The following is a 19,816-nucleotide window of genomic DNA, read 5'->3' as shown; positions in this document are numbered from 1 at the left end:
TAGTCGGCTCGATGCTCCTGCACCATGCGCACGGCGCGCTCGCGGACCTCGGGTGAGAACTTGTTTGACTTGGTCATAGCTCCATCTTCTCAAGTGTTGGAGCCTCCTCAAAACCCGGGGCGGTTCAGCCTGCTGACACCTACCAAACAGAGGGGGAGGTTTTGCAGGATTTCCTTAACGCTATTTTGGCGGTGCGAACATACTCAGAACGGCGTCAATCGAGACGTGCGACGCAGCCCAGACTGGGTGTCTGGACAAGGAGCGCAACGAAGAGTGGCGCCGTTCTGAGTATGTTCCCTTCGGGTTGCGATCAAAAGGGCCATCGCCGGCGTTGCCAGCCTTGCCAAGGGTGGCACCTTGGCTGCGGCTGGCGCCGCCGGCGATGGCCCTTTTGATCACAACGCATCCGTCAAAAATAGCGTTAACAGGCCCTAGCACGCAGCCGCCAGATAGGTGCAGGTGCAGCCCCATAGGGCCATCAGCGGCCCAGCCATACGTGCCAGCGGCCAGCAGGTGTCAGCGGCGCAGCAGGTCGAAGAAGCTGGCGTGCGCGCCGTCGAGCGCGCTGGCGCTGCGCTGCTGGGCCGGCGTGTCGGTGCCGACGAACAGGCAGTCGTACAGCCGCTCGCCGGTGGCGCCCAGCCAGGACAGCAAGGCCGCGACGGCGATGATTTTGGTGAGCAGCATGGTTTGTCTCCTTGTCTATGTATGGATGTGCTCGGCCCGGAAAAACATCAGAAGTTGGGTGCTTCCACCCCGCCGTCGACACCCAAAATCTTTCCGGTGATCCAGCCCGCCGCCGGCGAGCACAGGAACAGCGCTGCGGCGGCGATGTCCTCGGGCTGGCCCAGCCGCCCCAGCGGCGTGCTGCGCTCCATGCGCTCCTTGCGCTCGGGCGTGAGAAACGGCGCCAGCGCGTCGGTCATGATGGTTCCCGGCTCGATGGCGTTGACGCGGATCTCGGGGCCGTAGTCCTGCGCCAGGTTGCGCGTGAGCTGGTTGAGCGCGGCCTTGGCCGCGCCGTAGGCGCTGAACTGCTTTTGTGCGTAGCGCGCCGCCACCGAGCTGATGTTGACCACCGCGCCGCCGCCGGCCGCGCGCATCGCGGGTACGCATTTCTGCGTCATCAGATAGGCCGGGGTCACGTTCCAGACCAGCGCGTCGCTGAACTCGGCGCCGCTCATCTTCAAAGGGTGGTTGGGGCCGGTGCCGCCGGCGTTGTTGACCAGCAGGGTGAGCCGGCCCAGCTCGGCCACCGTGCGCGTGACCAGGGCGTCCATCGTCGCTTCGTCGCTGATGTCGCCGGCCACGGTGATGGCGCGCCGGCCCAGCGCGGCGGCTTCGCCGGCGACCGCGTCCAGGTCGGCCTGGGTGCGCGCGGTCAGCGCCAGGTCGGCGCCGGCGTGCGCCAGCGCCAGCGCGCAGGCGCGGCCGATGCCCTTGCCGGCGCCGGTCACGATGGCCACCTGGCCCTGGAGGGAGAACGAGGGAAAAGTCATGGATGTGTTCCGTGGGAGGGTTCAGGGGGTCAAGGCGGCGCGCAGCATCTGCTCGAAGGCCGGGGTGTAGGGCGGCAACATGCCCCATTCGCGGCGCGGGTCGTGGTGGCCGGCGCGGTAGACCGAGCGCTGGTGGCTGAATTCCAGAAAACCCTCGCGCCCGTGGTAGTGGCCCATGCCCGATGCGCCCACGCCGCCGAACGGCGCGTCGTGCAGCGCGGGGTGCATGGTCACGTCGTTGATCGACACGCCGCCCGACAGCGTGTGGTCCAGCACCCACTGCTGCTCGGCCGCGTCCTGGCCGAAGTAGTACAGCGCCAGCGGCCGCTCGTCCTGGTTGAGCGCCTCCACTGCCTCGGCGATGTCGTCGAAGCCGCGCAGCACCATGGCCGGGCCGAAGATCTCGTGCCGGGCAATCGCGCTGTCCGCGGCGGGATCGATCACCAGGCGCAGCGGCATGCGGCGCTGGGCGGCGTTGCCACCTGCGGGCGCGTCGCCGGCGGTCACCACGCGCGCGCCGCGCGCGCTGGCGTCGGCCACGTAGGACTCGACGCGGGCGAAGTGCTGGTCGTTGATCACCGGCGTCACGTCGGCGTTGGCGGCCAGGTCGGGGTAGAGGCCGGCGTAGAACTCCTGCAGCGCGGCGGCCAGCGCGTCCAGCTGGCTGCGGTGCACCCAGACGGTGTCGGGCGCGACGCACAGCTGGCCCGAATTCAGGCTCTTGCCCACGGCAATGCGCTCGGCGGCGTCGCGGATGTCGGCGCTGCGCCCGATCAGCACCGGCGACTTGCCGCCCAGCTCCAGCGTCACCGGCACCAGGTTGCTGGATGCGGCCTGCATGACTTTCTTGCCGACGGCGGTGGAGCCCGTGAACACCAGGTGGTTCCAAGGCTGGGCCGAGAAGTCGGCAGCGACGGCGGCGTCGCCGGTCACGACGGCGACCACGGCCGGATCCAGGCATTCGCGCACCGCATCGGCCAGCGCCTGCGCGGTGCGTGGCGCCACTTCGGACGGCTTGAGCACCGCACGGTTGCCCGCCGCCAGCGCGCTGGCCAGCGGCGACAGCAGGGTGAACACAGGTGCGTTCCAGGTGCCGATGATGCCGACCACGCCCTTGGGCTGGAAGCGCACCCAGGCGGTTGCGCCAAAGTTGTCGAACGGCGCGACCGCGGGGCGCGCCTCGTCGCCCATCCAGCCGGCCAGGTGGTCGCGCGCATGCTTGAGCGAGGACAGCGAGCCCAGCACGTCGTTCATCAGGGAAAATACCGACGAGCGCCCGCCAAAGTCCTGGCCCATGGCGTCACACAGGCGGTCGGCGTGCGCGAGCAGCATGTCGATCACGGCCTGCAGGCGTTGCTGGCGCACCGCGGCGGGCACGGGGCCTTCGGCGCGGAACGCCTGTTGCTGGGCCGCCAGCAGCGGTGCGGCGAGAGAGGTGGCAGAAGCCATGCAATGTCTCCTTCGATTGCTTTTGCCGCTACGGTAACCGGGGCCAGGGGTTTGCCCATCGTCCGAAAAGACGATGCCGCCAAGGCGGCGCGCCCAGACCATTGCGCCATGGCTCCATACACCCCCCCCGTCGTCAATTGGCGTACGCACCTGACGCTGCTGCTGCTGGCGTTGGTCTACATCTTCTCCTACATCGACCGCCAGGTGATCGCGGTGTTGATCGAGCCCATCAAGCACGATTTCAACGCCACCGACACCGAGATGGGCCTGCTCAGCGGCCTGGCCTTCGGCCTGCTCTATGCGGTGCTGGGCGTGCCGGTGGGCAAGCTCGCCGACAAATACAACCGGCGCAACATCGTCGCCATCTGCTGCGGCCTGTGGAGTCTGGCGACGCTGGCCTGCGGCATCGCCGCGCAGTTCTGGCAGCTGCTGCTCGCGCGCATGTCGGTGGCGGTGGGCGAGGCCGGCGGCATGGCGCCGTCGATCTCGGCCGTCTCCGACCTCTACCCCAAGGAGCGGCGCTCGCTGGTCATCAGCCTGTTCATGATGGGGCCGCACCTGGGCGTGCTCATCGGCCTGGCGCTGGGGGCCTGGATCGCCCAGGAATACGGCTGGCGCCACACCTTCGTCTTCTTTGGCGTGCCGGGCATGGTGCTGGCGCTGCTGGTCTGGCTGCTGGGCAAGGAGCCGCGCCGCGGCGCTTTTGACGACGCCCAGGCGCAGGCGCTGGCGCAGCAAGAGGCGCTGGCGCACAAGAACGAATCACTGTGGCGCGAGGTGCTGCGCCTGCTCAAGGTCAAGGCGTTTCGCCGCCTGGCGCTGGCCTGCGGCCTGGCCGGCCTGGCCGGCTATGGCTATGGCGTGTGGACGCCGAGCTTTCTGGTGCGCACGCACGAGCTGACGCTGGCCCACGCCGGCCTGCTGTTTGGCGTGGCCAGCGGCGTGGGCGCGGTGTTTGGCGCGCTGTTCTCGGGCTGGCTGTGCGACCGGCTGATGCGCCGCGACGAGCGCTGGCAGCTGGGCCTGCCGGCGCTGGGCGTCTTGCTGGGCCTGCCGTGCACGCTGGCATTCATTTTGTGGCCCGCCGGCGGCCACTGGATGCTGGGCAGCCTGCGCGTGCCCCATGCGCTGGCCTTCGCGCCGCTGGCGGCCTTCTTCACCAGCTGGTGGCCGTCGCTGTCGTACAGCGCCGTGAGCCAGATGGTGCGCGCCAGCGAACGCGCCGTCGCCGCCGCCTTGCTCAACTTCTTCCTGACGCTGCTGGGCAGCGGCTTTGGCCCCTTCGTCACCGGCCTGCTCAGCGACGCGCTGCTGCCCAGCCTGGGCGGCGACGAGGCGCTGCGCTGGGCGCTGGCCATCGTCATCGCGCTGATGCTGCCTTCGGGCCTGTGGATGCTGGGCGCCATGCGCCCCTTCATCGCCCAGCGCAAGGCCCTGGCGGGCGTGGCCCATCCTGCTTGAACGGACACCACAAACCATGAACGATACGCAAACGACCCCGGTCGTCCTCATCACCGGCGCCAGCCGCGGCATTGGCGCGGCAACGGCGGTGGCCTTTGGCCGCGCCGGCTGGCGCGTGGCCATCACCGCGCGCACCCAGGTCGAGGGCCAGCAGCTCGGCCACCAGCTGCGCCGCCCCGACGGCGGGCTGCTGGCCGGCAGCCTGGCGACGACGGCGCAGGCCGTGCGGGACGTGGGCGCCGAGGTGTTCACCCACGCGATGGACCTGATGGACGGCGCGTCGCTGGATGCGGCGCTGGACGCGGTGCTGGCGCACTATGGCCGCGTCGACCTGCTGATCAACAACGCCGTCTACCAGGACCGCGAGATGAACGCGCTGCTGCTGGAGCTGGAAGACGACATGCTCGAACGCACGCTGCAGGGCAACGTGCTGGCGCCGTTTCGCCTCACGCGCAGGCTGCTGCCGCACATGCTGGCGCAGGGCGGCGGGCAGGTCATCAACGTGTGCTCGGGCGCCGGCCAGTACGACCCGCCGCTGCCGGCCGACCAGGGCGGCTGGGGCTTTGCCTACGGCGCCTCCAAGGCCGGGCTGATCCGCCTGGCCGGCTGCATCAACCGCGAGCTTGGCAAGCAGGGGCTGCACGCCTTCAGCGTCAACCCCGGCGTGGTCTCGACCGAGGCGGTCACTGCCACACTGGGCGACGGTGGCATGCTGGCGCAGCGCTACGGAGCGGTCACGCCCGAGGCGATCGCGCAGGCCCTGCTGTGGCTGGCCACCAGTGCCGACGCACGCGCCTGGGCCCGCGGCAAGGGCATGCTGGACCTGCAGACGCTGGCGCGCGAGCAGGGCTTTGCGCCGGCGTTCGTCCCTGCCGGCGTGTCGGGATCATCGTCCAAACAGGGTATGTGAGAACCCGCTTTCACACGCAAGATCAGCGTTACCCCCACCTCTACCTTTCACACACAAGGAGATAACCGACATGGCAACCACCAAGGAGTACCGGCTGGGAGAATTCACCTTCCCGCGCGGCTGGTTCATGATCGCCGAGGCGAGCGAAATCGACAGCTACAAGCCCCAGCAGATCCGCTACTTCGGCCACGACTTCGTGCTCTACCGCGGACGCGAGAGCGGCAAGCCGGTGCTGCTGGACGGCTACTGCTGCCACATGCAAAACCCGCTGGGCGCGAAGAACACCACCAGCTACGTGGTGCGTGACAACGGTGGCACCAACATCGAGGGCGACAACATCCGCTGCCCCTACCACGCCTGGCGCTTCGGCCCCGACGGCAAGTGCAACGAAATCCCCTATAGCACCGACCCCATTCCCGAGAATGCGCGCATCAAGGCGTGGACCGTGGTCGAGTCGCTGGGCGCCATCTGGATGTGGTACGACCCCGAGGGCGGCGAGCCCGAGTGGGACGCGCCGTCGCTGCCCGAGTGGGACGACCCGGCCTGGGTGCGCCCCAAGTACGACCACGTCGGCCTGCTGAACCAGCACCCGCAGGAAGTCGTCGACAACATCTGCGACTACGCCCACCTGGGGCCCATCCACGGCTCGACGGTCGACCGCTACGAGAACGAGTTCATCGGCCACAAGGCAATCCAGCGCCAGTGCGGCGGCCACCGCACGCTGGTGGCGCAAGACGGCACGCGCTCGATCCTGCACACCATCACCACCTACCACGGCCCGGGAGTGCTGATCTCCGACCTGACCGGCCTGTACGACGCCACGCTGCTGATCTTCCACACCCCGGTCGAAGACGGCCAGATCCGCATCTGGCACTCGCTGATCGTCAAGTCGCCCGGCGGCCACGCCAAGGCCACGGTCACCGACGCCGTCACCGCCGCGCAGTTCCAGGAGGCGTCGATGCTGTCGTTTGCCCAGGACTTCGAGGCCTGGAGCGTCAAGGAAGCCTGCGTCAACGGCATGTTCGTGCCGCAGGACGGCCCCTTCCACAAGGCCCGTATCTGGTACAAGCAGTTCTTCAACCCGCGCGCCAAGAAGGCCGAGTACCTGGAGCGCTGCGAAGGCCTGTACGTGCCCAAGGGCGTGACGCCCTACACCGAGCCGGAGACGGCGTAAGCGGTATCCACGGGTCTGCGCCTGGCGCGGGCCTGGCCGGGAGGTGGTGGTTGCGAGCCCCGCGTCCCGGTGATGAATTTCCAAGGGTTGGCGGCATGTCCCATCGGGCATGCCGTTTTTTTTTGAGCGTGTTCACGATCGCCGGCCGGTGGCTGGCATCCATCGCGGCGAGGGTGCCGTTCCCACCGGACACGGGATTTTTGCCGTGGGAGCGCGCGGCGCCTTCGCCGCGATCGACGCTCCGTCAGGGCCTGCGGTGGCTGACCCGGGTGGCCAGGAACAGTGACGCGCCGCTCTCGCAGACGGTGCGGTACAGCAGGGGCAGGGCACCGCGCAGCGGCCGGGCTGCCAGGCTTTGCACCAGTTGCTGCGCATCCTCGAACCACCATTCGAGTACCGCGTCCCAGTCGTGGCCGGGCGGGCGCCCGGGCTCGACGATGTTGAGCCGGCTGGCGCGCACCGCGCTCCAGGGCTGCGGCGCCAGGGGCAGCGCGCGCTCGAAGTCCTCGGCCGCGACGCGGTCGCGCCGCTTCAGGAAGGCGGTGAGCACGGCGGCGCAGCCGGCGGTGCCGCCGCTGCCGCCGTGCAGCACCTGCTCGCGCGCGACCAGCGCGCATTCGCGCACGTAGCGGTCGAACACGCGTGGCTCGTCGGGGCGCATCGTGGCCAGCGTCTCCGGGTCGCTCCAGATGGCGTCGGCGCTGGCGCGGTCGCGCAGCGCCATCAGGTTGACGCCGTCAAAGCCGCTGCTGCAACCGTCGGGCAGCGCGTCCAGCAGGCGGGTGCACTGCGCCACGCTGCGCACCCGCTGCTGCACGTTGGTGCAATTGCGCCCCAGCGCCGAATGCTCGCGCCAGGCGGCCGCGAAGTCCTCGGGCGCCAGGCGCGGGTTGCGCCGCGCCAGGTAAATCATCTTCCAGAGGGTGCCGTCGTCGTGCATGGTGGTGATGGGAGCGTTGCGGGCGGCGCGCGCCTCAGGTGCAAGAGCGCGGCACGGCCGCCGCTTGCTGCAGCAGCGCCTGGCGCAGCGCCGGGTAGGCGGGCAGCGCGCGGGCAAAGGCCAGCGCGCCGGGCACCAGCATGCCGATCATCGCCATCAGCGCAAAGCGCAGGCCGTCGCCGGCAAGGCCGGTGTCCAGGCGGTCGCTGAGCCAGCCCGTCAGGATGGGCCCCAGACCGCTGCCGACGACCGAGCCGACCAGCATGATGACCGCGTGCGCCGTGGCGCGGCGCTGCGCCGGCACGACGAAACTGAGCGCCGCGTAGACCGGCGCGGCCCACCAGACGACGAAGAAGGCGTAGACCAGCAGCAGGGCGCTTGCCACCCAGACGCTGCCCACGGGCATGGCCAGGTAGGCCAGGCCGCAGGGCAGCGCCAGCACCATGCCCAGCAGCGGCACGCCCAATTGCCAGCGCTGGTCGCGCCGGCACATCCAGTCGGTGAAATGGCCGGACCACAGCGCGCCGGTGATCGAGGCCAGAGCCGCTGCGCCCGAGATCCAGCCCGCCGCCTGCAGCGACAGCCCGTGGCGGCGGATCAAGAGGGCGGTGTTCCACGCGCCGAAGCTGTAGGCCGCCAGCAGCGTGAAGCCCGAGCCCAGGATGAGCCACAGCGCGACGCGGTTGCGCGCCAGCTCGCGCAGTGCGCCATGGCGTTGTTGGGCCGCGCCCTGCGCGCGCAGCGCGTGCACCGGTTCGCGCACGGTCGCGTACAGCAGCGCGACGAACAGCAGCGCGCTGGCGCCGATCACCGCCATCGTGACGCGCCAGCCGTAGTGCTGCGCCAGCCAGGCGCCCAGCACCAGCGACAGCAGCGCGCCGACGCTGGCGCCGGTGCCGAATACGCTGATGACGCGCGAGCGCCGCTCGGGCGGGTACAGATCGCTGAGCATGGCGATGGAGGCGGGCGCGCCGCCGGCGTCGCTCAGCGCGCTGCCCGCGCGCGAGACCAGCAGGCTCCAGAAGCCCGTGGCCAGCGCGCCGGCCGCGCCCAGCAGCGCGCCGACGCCGCGGCTGAAAACCAGCACGCTGCGCCGCTGGCCGCGGTCGGCCAGCTTGCCCAGTGGAATGCCCAGCAGCACGAAGGTCAGCGAAAAGCCCAGGCCGGTGATCAGGCCGATGGCCAGGTCGCTCAGGCCGAACTCGGCCTTCACCGGCTGCAGCAGCACCGCCAGGATTTGCCGGTCCATGAAGGTCAGCGCCGACAGCAGCGTGAGCAGCCCCAGCGTGTAGCCGCGCCGCAGCGGCGAGGAAGGGGGGTAGGCTGGGGCTTCCTGCATGGCGTGGGGCTGTGCGCTCAACGGGCCTGGTACTCTTTTTTCACCGCGTTCTTGAGCAGCTTGCCCGCCGGGTTGCGCGGCAGCGACTCGTCGCGCAGGTGGATGGTCTGCGGCACCTTGTACGCGGCCAGGCGCGCTGCCACGTGCTCGCGCAGCAGTTGCGCGCTGGTGTCGGCGGCGCCCGCGCGCAGCTGCACGACGGCGACCACGGCCTCGCCGGTCTGCTCGTCGGCCTGGGCAAAGACGACCGCGTCCTCGACGGCGGCGTGCTGCATCAGGCAGGACTCGACCTCGGCGGCGGCGATCTTCTCGCCGTTGCGGTTGATCACGTCCTTGATGCGGTCGACGATGCGCAGAAAGCCGTCGGCGTCGACGCGGCCCACGTCGCCGGTGCGAAACCACCCGTCGCTCATCGCCGCCTCGGTGGCGCGCGGCTGCCTCCAGTAGCCGTCCATCACGGTGACGCCGCGCAGCCAGATCTCGCCGTCCTCGCCCGCGGGCAGCGGCTCGCCGAACACGTCGGCGATGCGCAGCTCCATCAGCGGCGAGACGAAGCCCGCGCACTCGGGGCGCAGCGCGAACAGCCGGCCCGAGGCGCCGGCGCCCACGCCGTTGGTCTCGGTCAGGCCAAAGCCTATGCCCGACAGCGAGCCCGGGCGCGCGGCCAGCGTGTCGTCGATCAGGCGCTGCGACAGGCCGGCGCCGCCAAAGCCCAAGCCCATCAGCGTGCTGCTGGCCTGCGGGTCATGAAACGCCGGCTGGTTCAAGAGCTGCTGCACCATGGTGGGCGCGCCGTTGAACTGGGTGATTTTTTCGCGGCGAATCATCTCCATGGCCTGGGCCGCGTCCCAGCGGTGCAGCAGCACCAGGCGCCGGCCGTGGCGCAGCGAAGCCAGCAGCTGCGCATGCAGGCCGCTGACGTGAAACAGCGGCACGACGGTGAGCGTGGTCGGCGTGAGGCCTGCGGACATGAGCTTTTGCACCGCCTCGGGCGAGGTCATGCCGGCAATCGCACCGATGAAGTCGATGTTGAACAGCGCCTGGCAGACCGCGCGCTGGTTGGACAGCACGCCCTTGGCCTGGGCCGATGCGCCCGAGGTGAACAGGATCAGTGCCGGGTCGGTGGGCGCGAGCTGCGGCGGCGCAAGCCGAGGGCCGCCGGGCGCGACCAGCGTCTGCCAGGCAACACTGCCCGCGTCGCTGTCGACCACGGTGGTGCGGCAGCCCTCTGGCAGCGGGTGGCGCGCCAGGCGGTCGAGGCGATCCTGGTCGCACACCAGCCAGCGCGGCGCGATGTCGGCCAGGCTTGCGCTCAGCTCCTCGCCCAGGCCAAAGCTGTTGAGCGGCGCGGGAATGGCGCCCGCCAGCGCCACGGCGGCAAAGGCCACGGCCCATTCGGGACGGTTGCGCAGCGCAATGGCGACGCGCTCGCCCGGCTGCAGGCCGTGCTCCTGCTGCAGGCGGCCGGCCAGCGCGTCGACCGCGGCGAAGAAGCGGTCGAAGGTCCAGCGGTCTTCGCCATAGACCATGAACTCGCGCGCGCCGTGGGCGCGGCCGGCGTTGATCAGTTCGGGCAGGGTGTGGAACGCGTTCTTGTAGGCGCGCACCGCGTGGCCCAGGTGCTGCACGGTCTCCATCTCGAATGGCGCGCCGGGGGCGGTCAGCTGCGCCTGGGCCTGATGGGCCAGCTGCACCAGCGCCTGTGCGTTGTCTTGGGTGCTCATCGGTCAAACTCCTTTCAGGCCGGCGTAGCGCTGGCGGTGGTAGGGGCCGTCGCCCAGCAGCTGCTGCACGACGCGGGCGCGCTTGAGGAACAGCCCCAGGTCGAATTCGTCGGTTACGCCGATGCCGCCGTGCAGCTGCACCGCCTCGTTGAGCAGCTTCTCGCACAGGTCGCCCGCGCGCGCCTTGGCCAGGCTGGCGAGCAGCGGCAACTCGGCGCTGTTGTCGTCCACCGCGGCGAGCGCGGCGCGCACGCAGCTGTCGAGCAGCTCGACCTCGGTGTACAGCCGCGCGACGCGGTGCTGCAGCGCCTGGAACGAGCCGATCGGCACGTCGAACTGCACGCGCTCCTTGAGGTAGGCGACGGTGCGTTCCAGCACTTCGCGCAGCAGCCCGTGCGCCTCGGCCGCCAGGCAGGCGCGGGCGCAGTCCAGCGCGCGCTCGATGGCGGCGCCGGCGTCGGCCAGCGCCAGGCGCTCTGCCGCAACGGCCTGCAGTTGCACGCGGGCATGGTTGCGGCTGTCGGCCAGGTGCAGCGGCTGGGCCGTGACGCCAGCGGCCTGGGCGTCGACGATGAACAGCGCGGCCTGGTCCTCGCCCTCGGGCTGGGCGGCGACGAGCAGCCAGCGCGCGCCGACGCCGTCGATGACGAACCATTTCTCGCCATCGAGCAGCCAGCCGCCGCCCTGGCGGCGCGCGCGGGTGCGCAGCGGCTGCGGCCAGTGCAGGCGCGATTCGTCCAGCGCCAGCGCCAGGCGCTGGTCGCCGCCGGCCAGCAGCGGCAGCCATTGCGCGCGCTGCGCCTCGTCCTGCAGCTGCAGCAGCAGCTCGGCGGCCAGCACGCTGTGCGAGAGCAGCGGCAGCGCCGCCAGGTGGCGGCCCATCAGCTCGAAGATGGCGCCCAGGCCGGCGTAGCCCATGGCCAGGCCGTCGGCGGCCTCGGGCAGGGCGGCGGCGGGCCAGCCCAGCTCGACGGCCTGCTGCCACAGTTCCTGCGAATAGCCCAGCGGGGCTGCTTCGTCGCGCAGCCTGCGCTGCAGCGCCACCGGGGATTGTTCCGAGAGGAAGTCCTGCGCGCTGTCGCGCAGCATGGTCTGTTCTTCGTTGAGCAAAAAGCCCATGGTGTGTCTCCTTGATCTTCAGCCCGGCAGCCCCAGCACGCGCTTGGCGATGATGTTGAGCTGCACCTCGCTGGTGCCGCCGCCAATGGTGTAGGTCTTGGCCAGCAGCCACTGGCGGCAGATGTCGTGCTCCAGCTGGCTGAAGTCCTCACCGTCCCAGGACAGGCCGTTCAGGCCCATGACCTGCACCAGCAGCTCGTACTTGGCCACCTCCTGCTCGGTCTGAACCAGTTTCATGATGGACGCGGGGCCGCTCACGTCCTGGCGCGCCATGGCCTGGGCCGTCACGCGCTGGTGGGTCAGCGCGAACGCGTGCGCGTCCATCAGCACGCCGGCCAGGCGGTCGCGCCACACGGCGGCCTGCGCGGGGCCGGCCTGCTCCAGATAGGGGCGGGCCACGGCCAGCGCGTCATGCGAGGGCGCGCCGCCCTCGGCGAACTTGGACATGGCGGCGCGCTCGTGCTGCAGCAGCTTCTTGGCCACGGCCCAGCCCTCGCCTTCGGCGCCCACCAGCTGGCGCAGCGGCACGCGCACGTTGTCGAAGAACACCTCGCAAAAACTGGACTTGCCGCTGATCAGCTCGATGGGCTTGACGCTCACGCCCGGCGCGTGCATGTCGATCAGCACGAAGCTGATGCCTTGCTGCTTGCGCGCGCCGGCGTCGGTGCGCACCAGCGCGTACATCCAGTCGGCCTGGTCGCCATACGAGGTCCAGATCTTGGAGCCGTTGACGATGTAGGCCTCGCCTTCGGCGTCGCTCACGCGCCTGGCCGAGGTCTTGAGGCTGGCCAGGTCGGAGCCGGCGTTGGGTTCGGAAAAACCCTGGCACCAGCGCTGCTCGCCGCGCATCATCGGCGGCAGGTGCTCGCGCTTTTGCTCCTCGCTGCCCACTTCGAGCAGCACCGGCCCCAGCATCCACACGCCCAGGTTGTACTGGGGCTGGCGGCAGCCCAGGCGGGCCATTTCCTCTTCGACGATGCGCGCCTGCTTCGGGTTCAGGCCGCCGCCGCCGTATTCCCGGGGCCAGCCGGGCGCGAACCAGCCGCGGTCGCGGCAGCGCTCGAACCACAGGCGCTGGTCGTCGCTGGTGAAGTGCAGCCGCGAGCCGCCCCAGACGATTTCATCGGCGGTGATTGGCCGGCGCATGCTGGCGGGGCAGTTGGCCTGCAGCCACGCGGCGGCTTCGGCGCGAAAGTCCTTGTCTTTGTCACTCATGCTTGTGTCTCCGTATCCGGCGCTTCTCGGGCGCCGGTGGGGCGGGTCAGTTCGAAACAGTGGGCGCCGTCATCGCCCAGCGTGCGCGACACCTGCCCCTGGTGGCGCAGCCAGGACAGGTGGGCCAGTGTCTCGCCAATGGCCATCAGGTCGTCCATGGGGTGGCGGCGCTTGGGGAACTGCACCTGCATCAGCTCCCAGGCGCTGGCGCGCTTCTTCTGGCGCAGGGCGGCGCGCAGCAGATCCAATTGTTGCCGGTGGTGCTCCTGCAGTTCCTGCACGCGCTCGCGCAGTCCGCGAAACACGCCCTGGTGCGAGGGCAGCACCAGCGTGTCGGCGGCCAGCGGGGCCAGGCGCTCCAGCGAGGCCAGCCACAGGCGCAGCGGGTCGGCCTCGGGCTCGACCGGCATGACCAGCACGTTGGAGGTGATGCGCGGCAGCAGCTGGTCGCCGGCGATCAGGATGCGGTCTTGTGCGTCGTACAGGCAGACATGCTCGGGCGAATGGCCCTCGCCGACGATGACCTGCCAGTCGCGTGCGCCGATGCGCAGCCGGTCGCCGTGGCGCAGGCGCACGAAGCTGTCGGGCACGGGCGGCATGAAGGGGTCGCGGCGCAGGCTGGCGAACACGCGCTCGATCTGCTCGCCCGCCATGCCGGCGCGCTGGTAGAAGCGCAGCGTGTGCGCGGGCAGCGGCTCGGGCGGCGGGCCGTAGAAGCCGCGCAGCATGTAGTACTCGCCAAAGCTCATCCACAGCTCGGCGCCAAAGCGCTCGACCATCCACGCGGCCTGGCCGGCGTGGTCGTAGTGGCTGTGGGTGCAGACCAGGCGGCGGATCGGCAGGCCCTGCAGGTGGCGGGCGGCCAGCTGCTCCCAGGTCTGGCGCGTGGCCTCGGTGTGCAGCCCGGTGTCGACGACGGTCCAGCCGTCGCCGTCCTGCAGCAGGTAGACGTTGATGTGGTCCAGCGCGATCGGCATTGCGATGCGCGCCCACAGAATGCCGGGCGCGACCTCGACGACGCTGGCGTCTGCGGCCGGCGGCTCGAACGGGTAGTGCAGCGGCGCGCTGGCGCGCAGGCGCTCGGGGCGCGTGCGCTCGGCAGGGAGGGTGCCTGCCTCAGCCACGCAGCGCCCTTGCAACGGCTTCGTCGGTCAGCGGCACATAGGTCTGGGCCGCGTCGTCGCGCACATACAGCGGGTCTTTCACCAAGGCGGGGTCAAAGCCCTCGCGCTGCAGGTCGACCTTGCGCAGCTTGTAGTTGCCCGTCATGTCGGCCGCCTGCGGCAGGCGCACGAACAGCGGCGCTGCGTAGCGCGGCAGGCGCGCCATGGCCAGCTGCCAGAAGGCGGCGGGGTCGAAGGCGTGGCCGGGCAGAAGCACCACGGCCGCCATGCCGGCGCGGCCGTCGTTGTCCGGCACCTTGACGCCATAGATGGTGAGGGCATGAAGACCAGGATAGTCGCCCAGCACGTCGGCCACTTCGGTGGTCGAGACGTTCTCGCTCTTCCAGCGGAAGGTGTCGCCGATGCGGTCGACGAACCAGCAGTAGCCGTGCTCGTCGCAGCGCAGCAGGTCGCCCGAGGACCACCAGGCGTCGCCTTTCTCAAAGACGTCGCGCAGGATCTTCTTCTCGGTCGCCTCGGCAGAGGTATAGCCCTCGAAGCGCCCGCCGATCGCCTCGGGGTGTTGCACGATCATGCCGATGGCCTCGCCCGGCTCGTTCACCGCGCACAGCTGGTAGCGGCCGTCTTCGCTGCGCGGGTGGCTGCCGCTCTCGACGTCGTAGCGCACCAGGCGCAGGTTGGTCTTGTCCCAGAACGGAATGCGCCCGCACGAGCCCGGCCAGTTGTCCAGGTTCAGCGTGTTGGTGTTCGATTCGGTGGCGCCCCAGCTCTCGACGATCTGGAACTGGTCGCCAAAGCGCGCCGTCCACTGGTGCCACACCTCGGGCGCCATGCCGGTGCCCGAGAGCTTGCGCAGGCTGTGGTTTTTGTCGTCGGGCGTGGGCGGGGCGCTGAGCAGAAAGCGGCAGATCTCGCCGACGTACTGCGCCACCGTGATCTGGTGGCGGCGCACGTCGCTCCAGAACGCGCTGCGGCTGAACTTGCGCCGCACGACGACGCGCGCACCGCCGGCCAGCGCGGTGGAGCCGGCCGACATCGATGCCGCGCCGTGATACAGCGGCAGAAAGCAGTAGAAGCAGTCTTCGGGCGTGATCTCCAGGCTGATGCGCATCACGTCGCCGGCCATCAGCCAGCGGCCGTGGCTGATGTGGGCGGCCTTCGGCAGGCCCGTCGTACCCGAGGTGAAGATGTACAGCGCGGTGTCGCCCGCGGTGATGCCGGCGCGCCAGTCGGCGGGCGGGTCGTCGCAGCTGGCCTGGTCGGCCAGCTGCGCCAGGTTTTGGCTGCACAGGCTGCGCTCGGCGTCGCTGGCCGGGCGCTCGGCGTCGGGCCACAGCCAGTAGCCGATCCCCGCGGGCAGTTCCTGTTCGCTGGCGGCAAAGTTCTTCAGGCATTCCTCACCGACGACGGCGCGCGTGGCGCCGGTGACCTGCAGCGCATGCGCCAGCGGCTTGCCGGTGACGTAGGTGTTGAGGAATGCCACCTTGGCGCCGGCCTTGTTCAGTCCCCACCAGACGAAGAAGAAGTCGGCGCGGTTCTCCATGGCCAGCGCGACGACGTCGCCCGCGCGCACGCCCAGCGCATGCGCCGCGTGCGCCACCTGGTTGACGCGGCGGTTGACTTCTTCGTAGCTGTACTGGCGCTCTGCCTCGACCAGGAAGGGACTGGCGGCAAACTGCCGCGCCTGCTCCTGCAGCCGGTCGCTGATGGTGTAGGGCAGGGACGCGTGGTATCTGGCGCCCGCCTGGCTGCGCAGATCCAGCTTGGCCTGCGTGACCTCGCGGGGTACGGGTTGGGCGGTGTGTTGCATGCTCTGACTCGCTGTGTGGTTGCGGCGCGCGCCTCAGCGCACCGGACGCGGCATGCCCAGGCCGAACTGGGCGATCAGCTCGCGCTGGATCTCGTTGACGCCGCCGCCGAAGGTGTTGATGGTGTTGGCGCGGATCTCGTACTCCAGCTCGCCCATCAGGAAGGCGGCGCTGGAGCCGGCGCGCACCAGGGAGCTCGCGCCGACGATGTCCATCAGCGCGCGCAGGATCTCCAGCACGTTCTCGGTGCCGTAGACCTTGGTGGTCGAGGCCAGCGCAACGTCCATGCCGCCCGCCTCCAGGTCGGCGGCAATGCGGAAGTTGGTGATGCGCATCGCCTCCAGGCGCCGGTAGCAGTCGGCCAGGCTGCGGCGCACCCAGGGCTGGTCGATGGCGCGCCTGCCCTGTTCGTCGCGCGCCTTGGCCCAGGCCAGCACCTTGCTGAAGGGCCCGAACACCTTGTCCGACCACGAGCCCAGGCCCAGGCGCTCGTGGTTGAGCTGCGAGGTGATGAGCTTCCAGCCGCCGTGCAGCTGGCCGACCAGGCGGTTGGCAGGCACCTGCACGTTGTCGTAGTAGGTGGCGGCGGTGACGTTGCCCACGGTCTCGATCAGCGTGTGCGAGAAGCCGGGGGCAGCGGTGTCGGCAATCAGGATGGAGATGCCCTTGTGGCGCGGCAGGTCGGGGCTGGTGCGCACCGCCAGCCAGACATGGTTGGCCGACTCGACGCTCGAAGTCCACAGCTTGTTGCCGTTGACGACGAAATGCCCGGTTTGCAGGTCGCCCTCAAGGCGCGCACTGGTCTTGAGCGTGGCCAGGTCGGAGCCCGCCTGCGGTTCGGAATAGCCGATGGCGAACAGCGTCTCGCCGGCGGCAATGCCGGGCAGGAATTCGGCCTTTTGCTGCGCCGATCCATGCTCCATCAGCGCCGGGCCCACGGTGCTTATGGTGACGAAGGGCAAGGGGGCGCCGGCAATGTTGGCTTCCTCGAAGAAGATCAGCTGCTCGGTGGCCGACAGCCCCTGGCCGCCGTACTCCTTGGGCCAGCCCACGGCCAGCCAGCCGTCGCGGCCCATCTGGCGCACGATCTGGCGGTACTCGTCGCCGCCCTCGGCGCCGCGCATGCGCACGCGCAGCTCGGGCGTCATCAGGGCGTTGAAATAGTCGCGCACCTGCAGGCGCAGGCGGTGCTGTTCGGGGGTCAGGTCGACAAACATGGGCTGTGGTCGCTTTCCATTCAATCTTGCTAACTGCTGGGCGGTTTTCACTCCCTCTCCCGCGAAGGGGAGGGGAGTGGGGAATCAGGCCGCGCCCAGGATCAAACCGCTGGTGGGCACGCCGGTGCCGGCGGTGACCAGCACGTTGTGCACGCCGGCCACCTGGTTGACGGCCGTGCCGCGCACCTGGCGCACGCCCTCGGCCACGCCGTTGAAGCCGTGGATGTAGGCCTCGCCCAGCTGGCCGCCGTGGGTGTTGATCGGCAGCTTGCCGCCGCGCGCATGCATGCCTGCGCGCACGAATTCCTTGGCCTCGCCGCGCTTGCAGAAGCCGAACTCTTCGAGCTGGGTCATCACGAAGGGCGTGAAGTGGTCGTAGATCACCGCGGTCTGGAAGTCCTCGGGCGTCAGGCCCGACTGGGCGTACAGCTCCTTGGCGACCACGCCCATCTCCGGCAGGTCGGTGATGTCCTCGCGGAAGAACGAGGTCATGCTCTGCTGGCCCTCGGTAATGCCTTGCGACGCGGCCTTGATGATCACCGGCTTTTGCTTCATGTCGCGGGCGCGCTCGCTGCTGGTGATGACCATGGCCACGGCGCCGTCGCTCTCCTGGCAGCAGTCGAGCAGGTGCAGCGGCTCGGCAATCCACTTGGACGCCTGGTGGTCGGCCAGCGTGATGGGCTTTTGGTAGAAGAAGGCGGCCGGGTTGGTGGCGGCAAAGTCGCGCACCGCGACCGCCACGCGGCCGAAGTCCTCGCTGGTGGCGCCGTAGGTGTGCATGTAGCGGCGGGCAAACATGGCCACCCAGGCGGCCGGTGTGTGAAAGCCGTGCGGCATGTACCAGCCGTAGTTGACGTTCTCGAAGATGGGCGTGTTGCCAAAGCCGTAGCTGCCGGTGCCAAAGCGGTACCAGCTGCGCTCGTTCATCGCGCGAAACACCACCACCGTCTTGGCCACGCCCGTGGCCACGGCCATGGCCGCGTGCAGCACCGGCGCGCAGGCGGCGCCGCCGCCGTGCGGGATCTGCGAGAAGAACTTGACGTTCTTGGCGCCCAGCAGGCGGGCGATCTCGTACTCCGGCACCTTGTCCATGGTGTAGGAGCTGAAGCCTTCGACTTCGCTGGGGTCGATGCCCGCATCGGCCAGCGCGGCCAGCGTGGCCTCCATGGCCAGGCGCAGCTCGGTGCGGCCGGAGTTCTTGGAAAACTCGGTGGCGCCCAGGCCGGCGATGGCCGCGCGCCCGGAAATATTGGGTTCACTCATTGCTTGTCTCTCCTGTGCTGCGGCGTTCAGGCCAGGCCCACGCGCACCGTGCCGGTGACGTGGCTGCCGTACTGGTTCTTGCCCTTGAGGGTCACTTCGACGCTGCGGTCGGCGTCGCGCTTGTCGGTCACGCTGCCGGAAAACGTCATCGTGTCGCCCGGGTAGTTGGGCGCGCCCAGCTTGATCTTCAGGTCGCGCAGCGGCGCGCCCGGGCCACCGGCCCAGCCCTCGACGAAGCGCTGCACCAGGCCGTTGGTGGTCAGGATGTTCATGAACACGTGGGGCGAGCCCAGCTCCTGGGCAGCGTCCTTGTCCATGTGGCCGGGAAAGTAGTCGCGCGTGGCGATGGCGCCGCCCGCGATCAGCTGCACCGTGATCGGCACGGCCAGCGCGGGCAGCTCGTCGCCCACCTTCACGTCGTCGTAGCGGCGCAGCTCAGAGTTCATCTTCGGCGAGGTCATATTTCCATCCCAGGTTGTCGTTGTCGGCCAGCCAGTCGCCCAGGGCGGCCAGGTGGTGCTCGGTGCCGCCCAGCGCGACGGCCAGCGCGCGGCTCCAGTAGAGAAAGCGGTGGATCGGGTAGGTCACGTCCACGCCCATGCCGCCATGCACGTGCTGGGCCATGTGGCCGACGTGGTGGCCGGTGTCGTTGGCCAGCGCGCGCACCGCGTGCGCCTGGGGCGTGGCGCCCAGGCCCGCGTCCAGGCGGTAGACCAGCTGCCAGACGCTGCTGCGCAGCGCCTCCAGCGCGATGTGGCCGTCGGCCATTTTTCCGGCGACCAGCTGGAAGCTGCCGATGGCGCGGTCGAACTGCTTGCGCTCGCTGACGTACTCGACGGTGCGGCGCAGTTGTTGCTGCGTCACGCCCATTTGCAGCGCGGCCAGCGCGGCAATGGCGCGCGGCTCCAGCCAGGCCAGCGCCTCGGGAGCCAGCACGGCGTCGTCGTCCAGCGCCACGGCGCTGCACTGCAGGTCGGCAATCTCCTGGTGATGCTGGCTCTGGCCCGGCGTGCGTGCGACGCCTGCGGCCTGCAGATCCAGCCAGACCAGGCGCGGGCCGTTGGGTGCCTGCGCCACCAGCAGCGCGTGGCCGGCAGCAGCGGCCAGCGGCACCGCCGGGCTGCTGCCCTGCAGCTGCCAGCCGCTGCCCGCGGGCGTGAGTTGCAGCGTGCAACCGGTCGATTGCGCAAGGCCGGCCAGCGACACGGCGGCGACCTTGCCCTCCATCAGCGCGGGCAGGGCGGCCTGCGCGCCGGCGCCGCCAAAGCGCGCCAGCGTGGCGGCGGCCAACTGCTGCTCCCACAGCGGCACCAGCGCCAGCGCGCGGCCCTGCTGCTCCAGCACGGCCATCAGCTCGGTCAGCCCCAGGCCCAGGCCGCCGTGCTCCTCGGGCACGACGATGGTGTGCAGGCCGGCTTCAACGCATTGCTGCCACAGCTGTTGCATGAACGGGGCGCCCGAGGTGTCGTGCGCGCGCAGCTGGTCGTCGCTGCAGAAGTCGGCAAACAGGCTTTGCGCCATGTCGGCAAATGCGCGCTGGTCTTCGGTGAGTTGGAAGTCCATGGCAGGCGTCC

Annotated in this window: 16 protein-coding genes and 1 pseudogene; 3 read left to right on the top strand and 14 right to left on the bottom strand. The window is 69.9% G+C overall.

From position 1 onward, the window contains the following. Positions 1 to 516 precede the first annotated feature (516 nt). The 3 genes from ABD767_RS10105 to ABD767_RS10095 are packed head-to-tail and all read right to left on the bottom strand — an operon-like array spanning position 517 to position 2,948. Positions 517 to 687: a hypothetical protein gene (locus tag ABD767_RS10105; protein WP_344869591.1), complete on the bottom strand. Its 171-nt coding sequence runs from the start codon at positions 685 to 687 to the stop codon at positions 517 to 519. 47 nt (positions 688 to 734) lie between these two features. Beyond that, the gene (locus ABD767_RS10100) at positions 735 to 1,499 is read right to left on the bottom strand and encodes a glucose 1-dehydrogenase (protein WP_103045143.1); all 765 of its coding nucleotides are present in this window, start codon (positions 1,497 to 1,499) and stop codon (positions 735 to 737) included. Positions 1,500 to 1,520: 21 nt separating this feature from the next. Continuing rightward, on the bottom strand, positions 1,521 to 2,948 hold the full coding sequence (locus tag ABD767_RS10095; protein WP_103045142.1) for an aldehyde dehydrogenase family protein: 1,428 nt from the start codon (positions 2,946 to 2,948) through the stop codon (positions 1,521 to 1,523). A 108-nt stretch (positions 2,949 to 3,056) separates the two neighbouring features. Here ABD767_RS10095 and ABD767_RS10090 point away from each other — a divergent pair, with 108 nt between their 5' ends. The 3 genes from ABD767_RS10090 to ABD767_RS10080 all read left to right on the top strand — a co-directional run bounded on the left by ABD767_RS10090 (position 3,057) and on the right by ABD767_RS10080 (position 6,493). Further along, a complete protein-coding gene (locus tag ABD767_RS10090) occupies positions 3,057 to 4,409 on the top strand; it encodes an MFS transporter (protein ID WP_103045147.1) in 1,353 nt (450 codons plus the stop codon). Between the two features lie 16 nt (positions 4,410 to 4,425). Then, positions 4,426 to 5,319 (top strand): SDR family NAD(P)-dependent oxidoreductase, encoded by an 894-nt coding sequence (locus ABD767_RS10085; RefSeq protein WP_103045141.1) that lies wholly within the window; start codon positions 4,426 to 4,428, stop codon positions 5,317 to 5,319. A 70-nt stretch (positions 5,320 to 5,389) separates the two neighbouring features. After that, the gene (locus ABD767_RS10080; protein ID WP_103045140.1) at positions 5,390 to 6,493 is read left to right on the top strand and encodes a Rieske 2Fe-2S domain-containing protein; all 1,104 of its coding nucleotides are present in this window, start codon (positions 5,390 to 5,392) and stop codon (positions 6,491 to 6,493) included. A 244-nt stretch (positions 6,494 to 6,737) separates the two neighbouring features. Here ABD767_RS10080 and ABD767_RS10075 read toward each other — a convergent pair whose 3' ends face one another. The 11 genes and pseudogenes from ABD767_RS10075 to ABD767_RS10025 form a co-directional block, all read right to left on the bottom strand. Beyond that, positions 6,738 to 7,433: an EthD domain-containing protein gene (locus ABD767_RS10075; RefSeq protein WP_103045139.1), complete on the bottom strand. Its 696-nt coding sequence runs from the start codon at positions 7,431 to 7,433 to the stop codon at positions 6,738 to 6,740. A 34-nt stretch (positions 7,434 to 7,467) separates the two neighbouring features. Then, positions 7,468 to 8,772, bottom strand: coding sequence for an MFS transporter (locus ABD767_RS10070; protein WP_103045138.1), 1,305 nt, complete (start codon positions 8,770 to 8,772; stop codon positions 7,468 to 7,470). A 17-nt stretch (positions 8,773 to 8,789) separates the two neighbouring features. Continuing rightward, on the bottom strand, positions 8,790 to 10,496 hold the full coding sequence (locus ABD767_RS10065) for an AMP-binding protein (protein ID WP_103045137.1): 1,707 nt from the start codon (positions 10,494 to 10,496) through the stop codon (positions 8,790 to 8,792). A gap of 3 nt (positions 10,497 to 10,499) precedes the next feature. After that, positions 10,500 to 11,615 carry an acyl-CoA dehydrogenase family protein gene (locus ABD767_RS10060; RefSeq protein ID WP_103045136.1) on the bottom strand — a complete coding sequence of 372 codons (1,116 nt, stop codon included), beginning with the start codon at positions 11,613 to 11,615 and terminating at the stop codon, positions 10,500 to 10,502. A gap of 18 nt (positions 11,616 to 11,633) precedes the next feature. After that, positions 11,634 to 12,830 carry an acyl-CoA dehydrogenase family protein gene (locus ABD767_RS10055; RefSeq protein WP_103045135.1) on the bottom strand — a complete coding sequence of 399 codons (1,197 nt, stop codon included), beginning with the start codon at positions 12,828 to 12,830 and terminating at the stop codon, positions 11,634 to 11,636. Further along, positions 12,827 to 13,954: an MBL fold metallo-hydrolase gene (locus tag ABD767_RS10050; protein WP_344869590.1), complete on the bottom strand. Its 1,128-nt coding sequence runs from the start codon at positions 13,952 to 13,954 to the stop codon at positions 12,827 to 12,829. The genes ABD767_RS10055 and ABD767_RS10050 overlap by 4 nt, the downstream gene beginning before the upstream one ends. Continuing rightward, positions 13,947 to 15,767 (bottom strand): annotated as a pseudogene (locus ABD767_RS10045) (long-chain-acyl-CoA synthetase); the annotation flags it as partial. The pseudogene ABD767_RS10045 and the gene ABD767_RS10050, both read right to left, overlap by 8 nt. Before the next feature lie 30 nt (positions 15,768 to 15,797). After that, complete coding sequence (locus tag ABD767_RS10040; RefSeq protein ID WP_103045133.1) at positions 15,798 to 16,979, bottom strand: acyl-CoA dehydrogenase family protein; 1,182 nt, start codon at positions 16,977 to 16,979, stop codon at positions 15,798 to 15,800. An 84-nt stretch (positions 16,980 to 17,063) separates the two neighbouring features. Beyond that, a complete protein-coding gene (locus tag ABD767_RS10035; RefSeq protein WP_103045132.1) occupies positions 17,064 to 18,242 on the bottom strand; it encodes a thiolase C-terminal domain-containing protein in 1,179 nt (392 codons plus the stop codon). Positions 18,243 to 18,268: 26 nt separating this feature from the next. Then, positions 18,269 to 18,688: a MaoC family dehydratase gene (locus ABD767_RS10030; RefSeq protein WP_344869589.1), complete on the bottom strand. Its 420-nt coding sequence runs from the start codon at positions 18,686 to 18,688 to the stop codon at positions 18,269 to 18,271. Continuing rightward, complete coding sequence (locus ABD767_RS10025; protein ID WP_103045130.1) at positions 18,678 to 19,805, bottom strand: acyl-CoA dehydrogenase family protein; 1,128 nt, start codon at positions 19,803 to 19,805, stop codon at positions 18,678 to 18,680. The genes ABD767_RS10030 and ABD767_RS10025 overlap by 11 nt, the downstream gene beginning before the upstream one ends. Positions 19,806 to 19,816: the final 11 nt, after the last annotated feature.

Source organism: Comamonas faecalis, from assembly GCF_039538025.1.
GTDB lineage: Bacteria > Pseudomonadota > Gammaproteobacteria > Burkholderiales > Burkholderiaceae_C > Comamonas_C > Comamonas_C faecalis.
Note: the sequence above shows the minus strand (reverse complement) of the source record. Positions and strands in the feature narration are given on the sequence as shown.

Coding starts and splice junctions, on each gene's coding strand:
- ABD767_RS10105 (WP_344869591.1), bottom strand. CDS start 687: ATGCTGCTCACCAAAATCATCGCCGTCGCGGCCTTGCTGTCCTGGCTG.
- ABD767_RS10100 (WP_103045143.1), bottom strand. CDS start 1,499: ATGACTTTTCCCTCGTTCTCCCTCCAGGGCCAGGTGGCCATCGTGACC.
- ABD767_RS10095 (WP_103045142.1), bottom strand. CDS start 2,948: ATGGCTTCTGCCACCTCTCTCGCCGCACCGCTGCTGGCGGCCCAGCAA.
- ABD767_RS10090 (WP_103045147.1), top strand. CDS start 3,057: ATGGCTCCATACACCCCCCCCGTCGTCAATTGGCGTACGCACCTGACG.
- ABD767_RS10085 (WP_103045141.1), top strand. CDS start 4,426: ATGAACGATACGCAAACGACCCCGGTCGTCCTCATCACCGGCGCCAGC.
- ABD767_RS10080 (WP_103045140.1), top strand. CDS start 5,390: ATGGCAACCACCAAGGAGTACCGGCTGGGAGAATTCACCTTCCCGCGC.
- ABD767_RS10075 (WP_103045139.1), bottom strand. CDS start 7,433: ATGCACGACGACGGCACCCTCTGGAAGATGATTTACCTGGCGCGGCGC.
- ABD767_RS10070 (WP_103045138.1), bottom strand. CDS start 8,772: ATGCAGGAAGCCCCAGCCTACCCCCCTTCCTCGCCGCTGCGGCGCGGC.
- ABD767_RS10065 (WP_103045137.1), bottom strand. CDS start 10,496: ATGAGCACCCAAGACAACGCACAGGCGCTGGTGCAGCTGGCCCATCAG.
- ABD767_RS10060 (WP_103045136.1), bottom strand. CDS start 11,615: ATGGGCTTTTTGCTCAACGAAGAACAGACCATGCTGCGCGACAGCGCG.
- ABD767_RS10055 (WP_103045135.1), bottom strand. CDS start 12,830: ATGAGTGACAAAGACAAGGACTTTCGCGCCGAAGCCGCCGCGTGGCTG.
- ABD767_RS10040 (WP_103045133.1), bottom strand. CDS start 16,979: ATGTTTGTCGACCTGACCCCCGAACAGCACCGCCTGCGCCTGCAGGTG.
- ABD767_RS10035 (WP_103045132.1), bottom strand. CDS start 18,242: ATGAGTGAACCCAATATTTCCGGGCGCGCGGCCATCGCCGGCCTGGGC.
- ABD767_RS10030 (WP_344869589.1), bottom strand. CDS start 18,688: ATGAACTCTGAGCTGCGCCGCTACGACGACGTGAAGGTGGGCGACGAG.
- ABD767_RS10025 (WP_103045130.1), bottom strand. CDS start 19,805: ATGGACTTCCAACTCACCGAAGACCAGCGCGCATTTGCCGACATGGCG.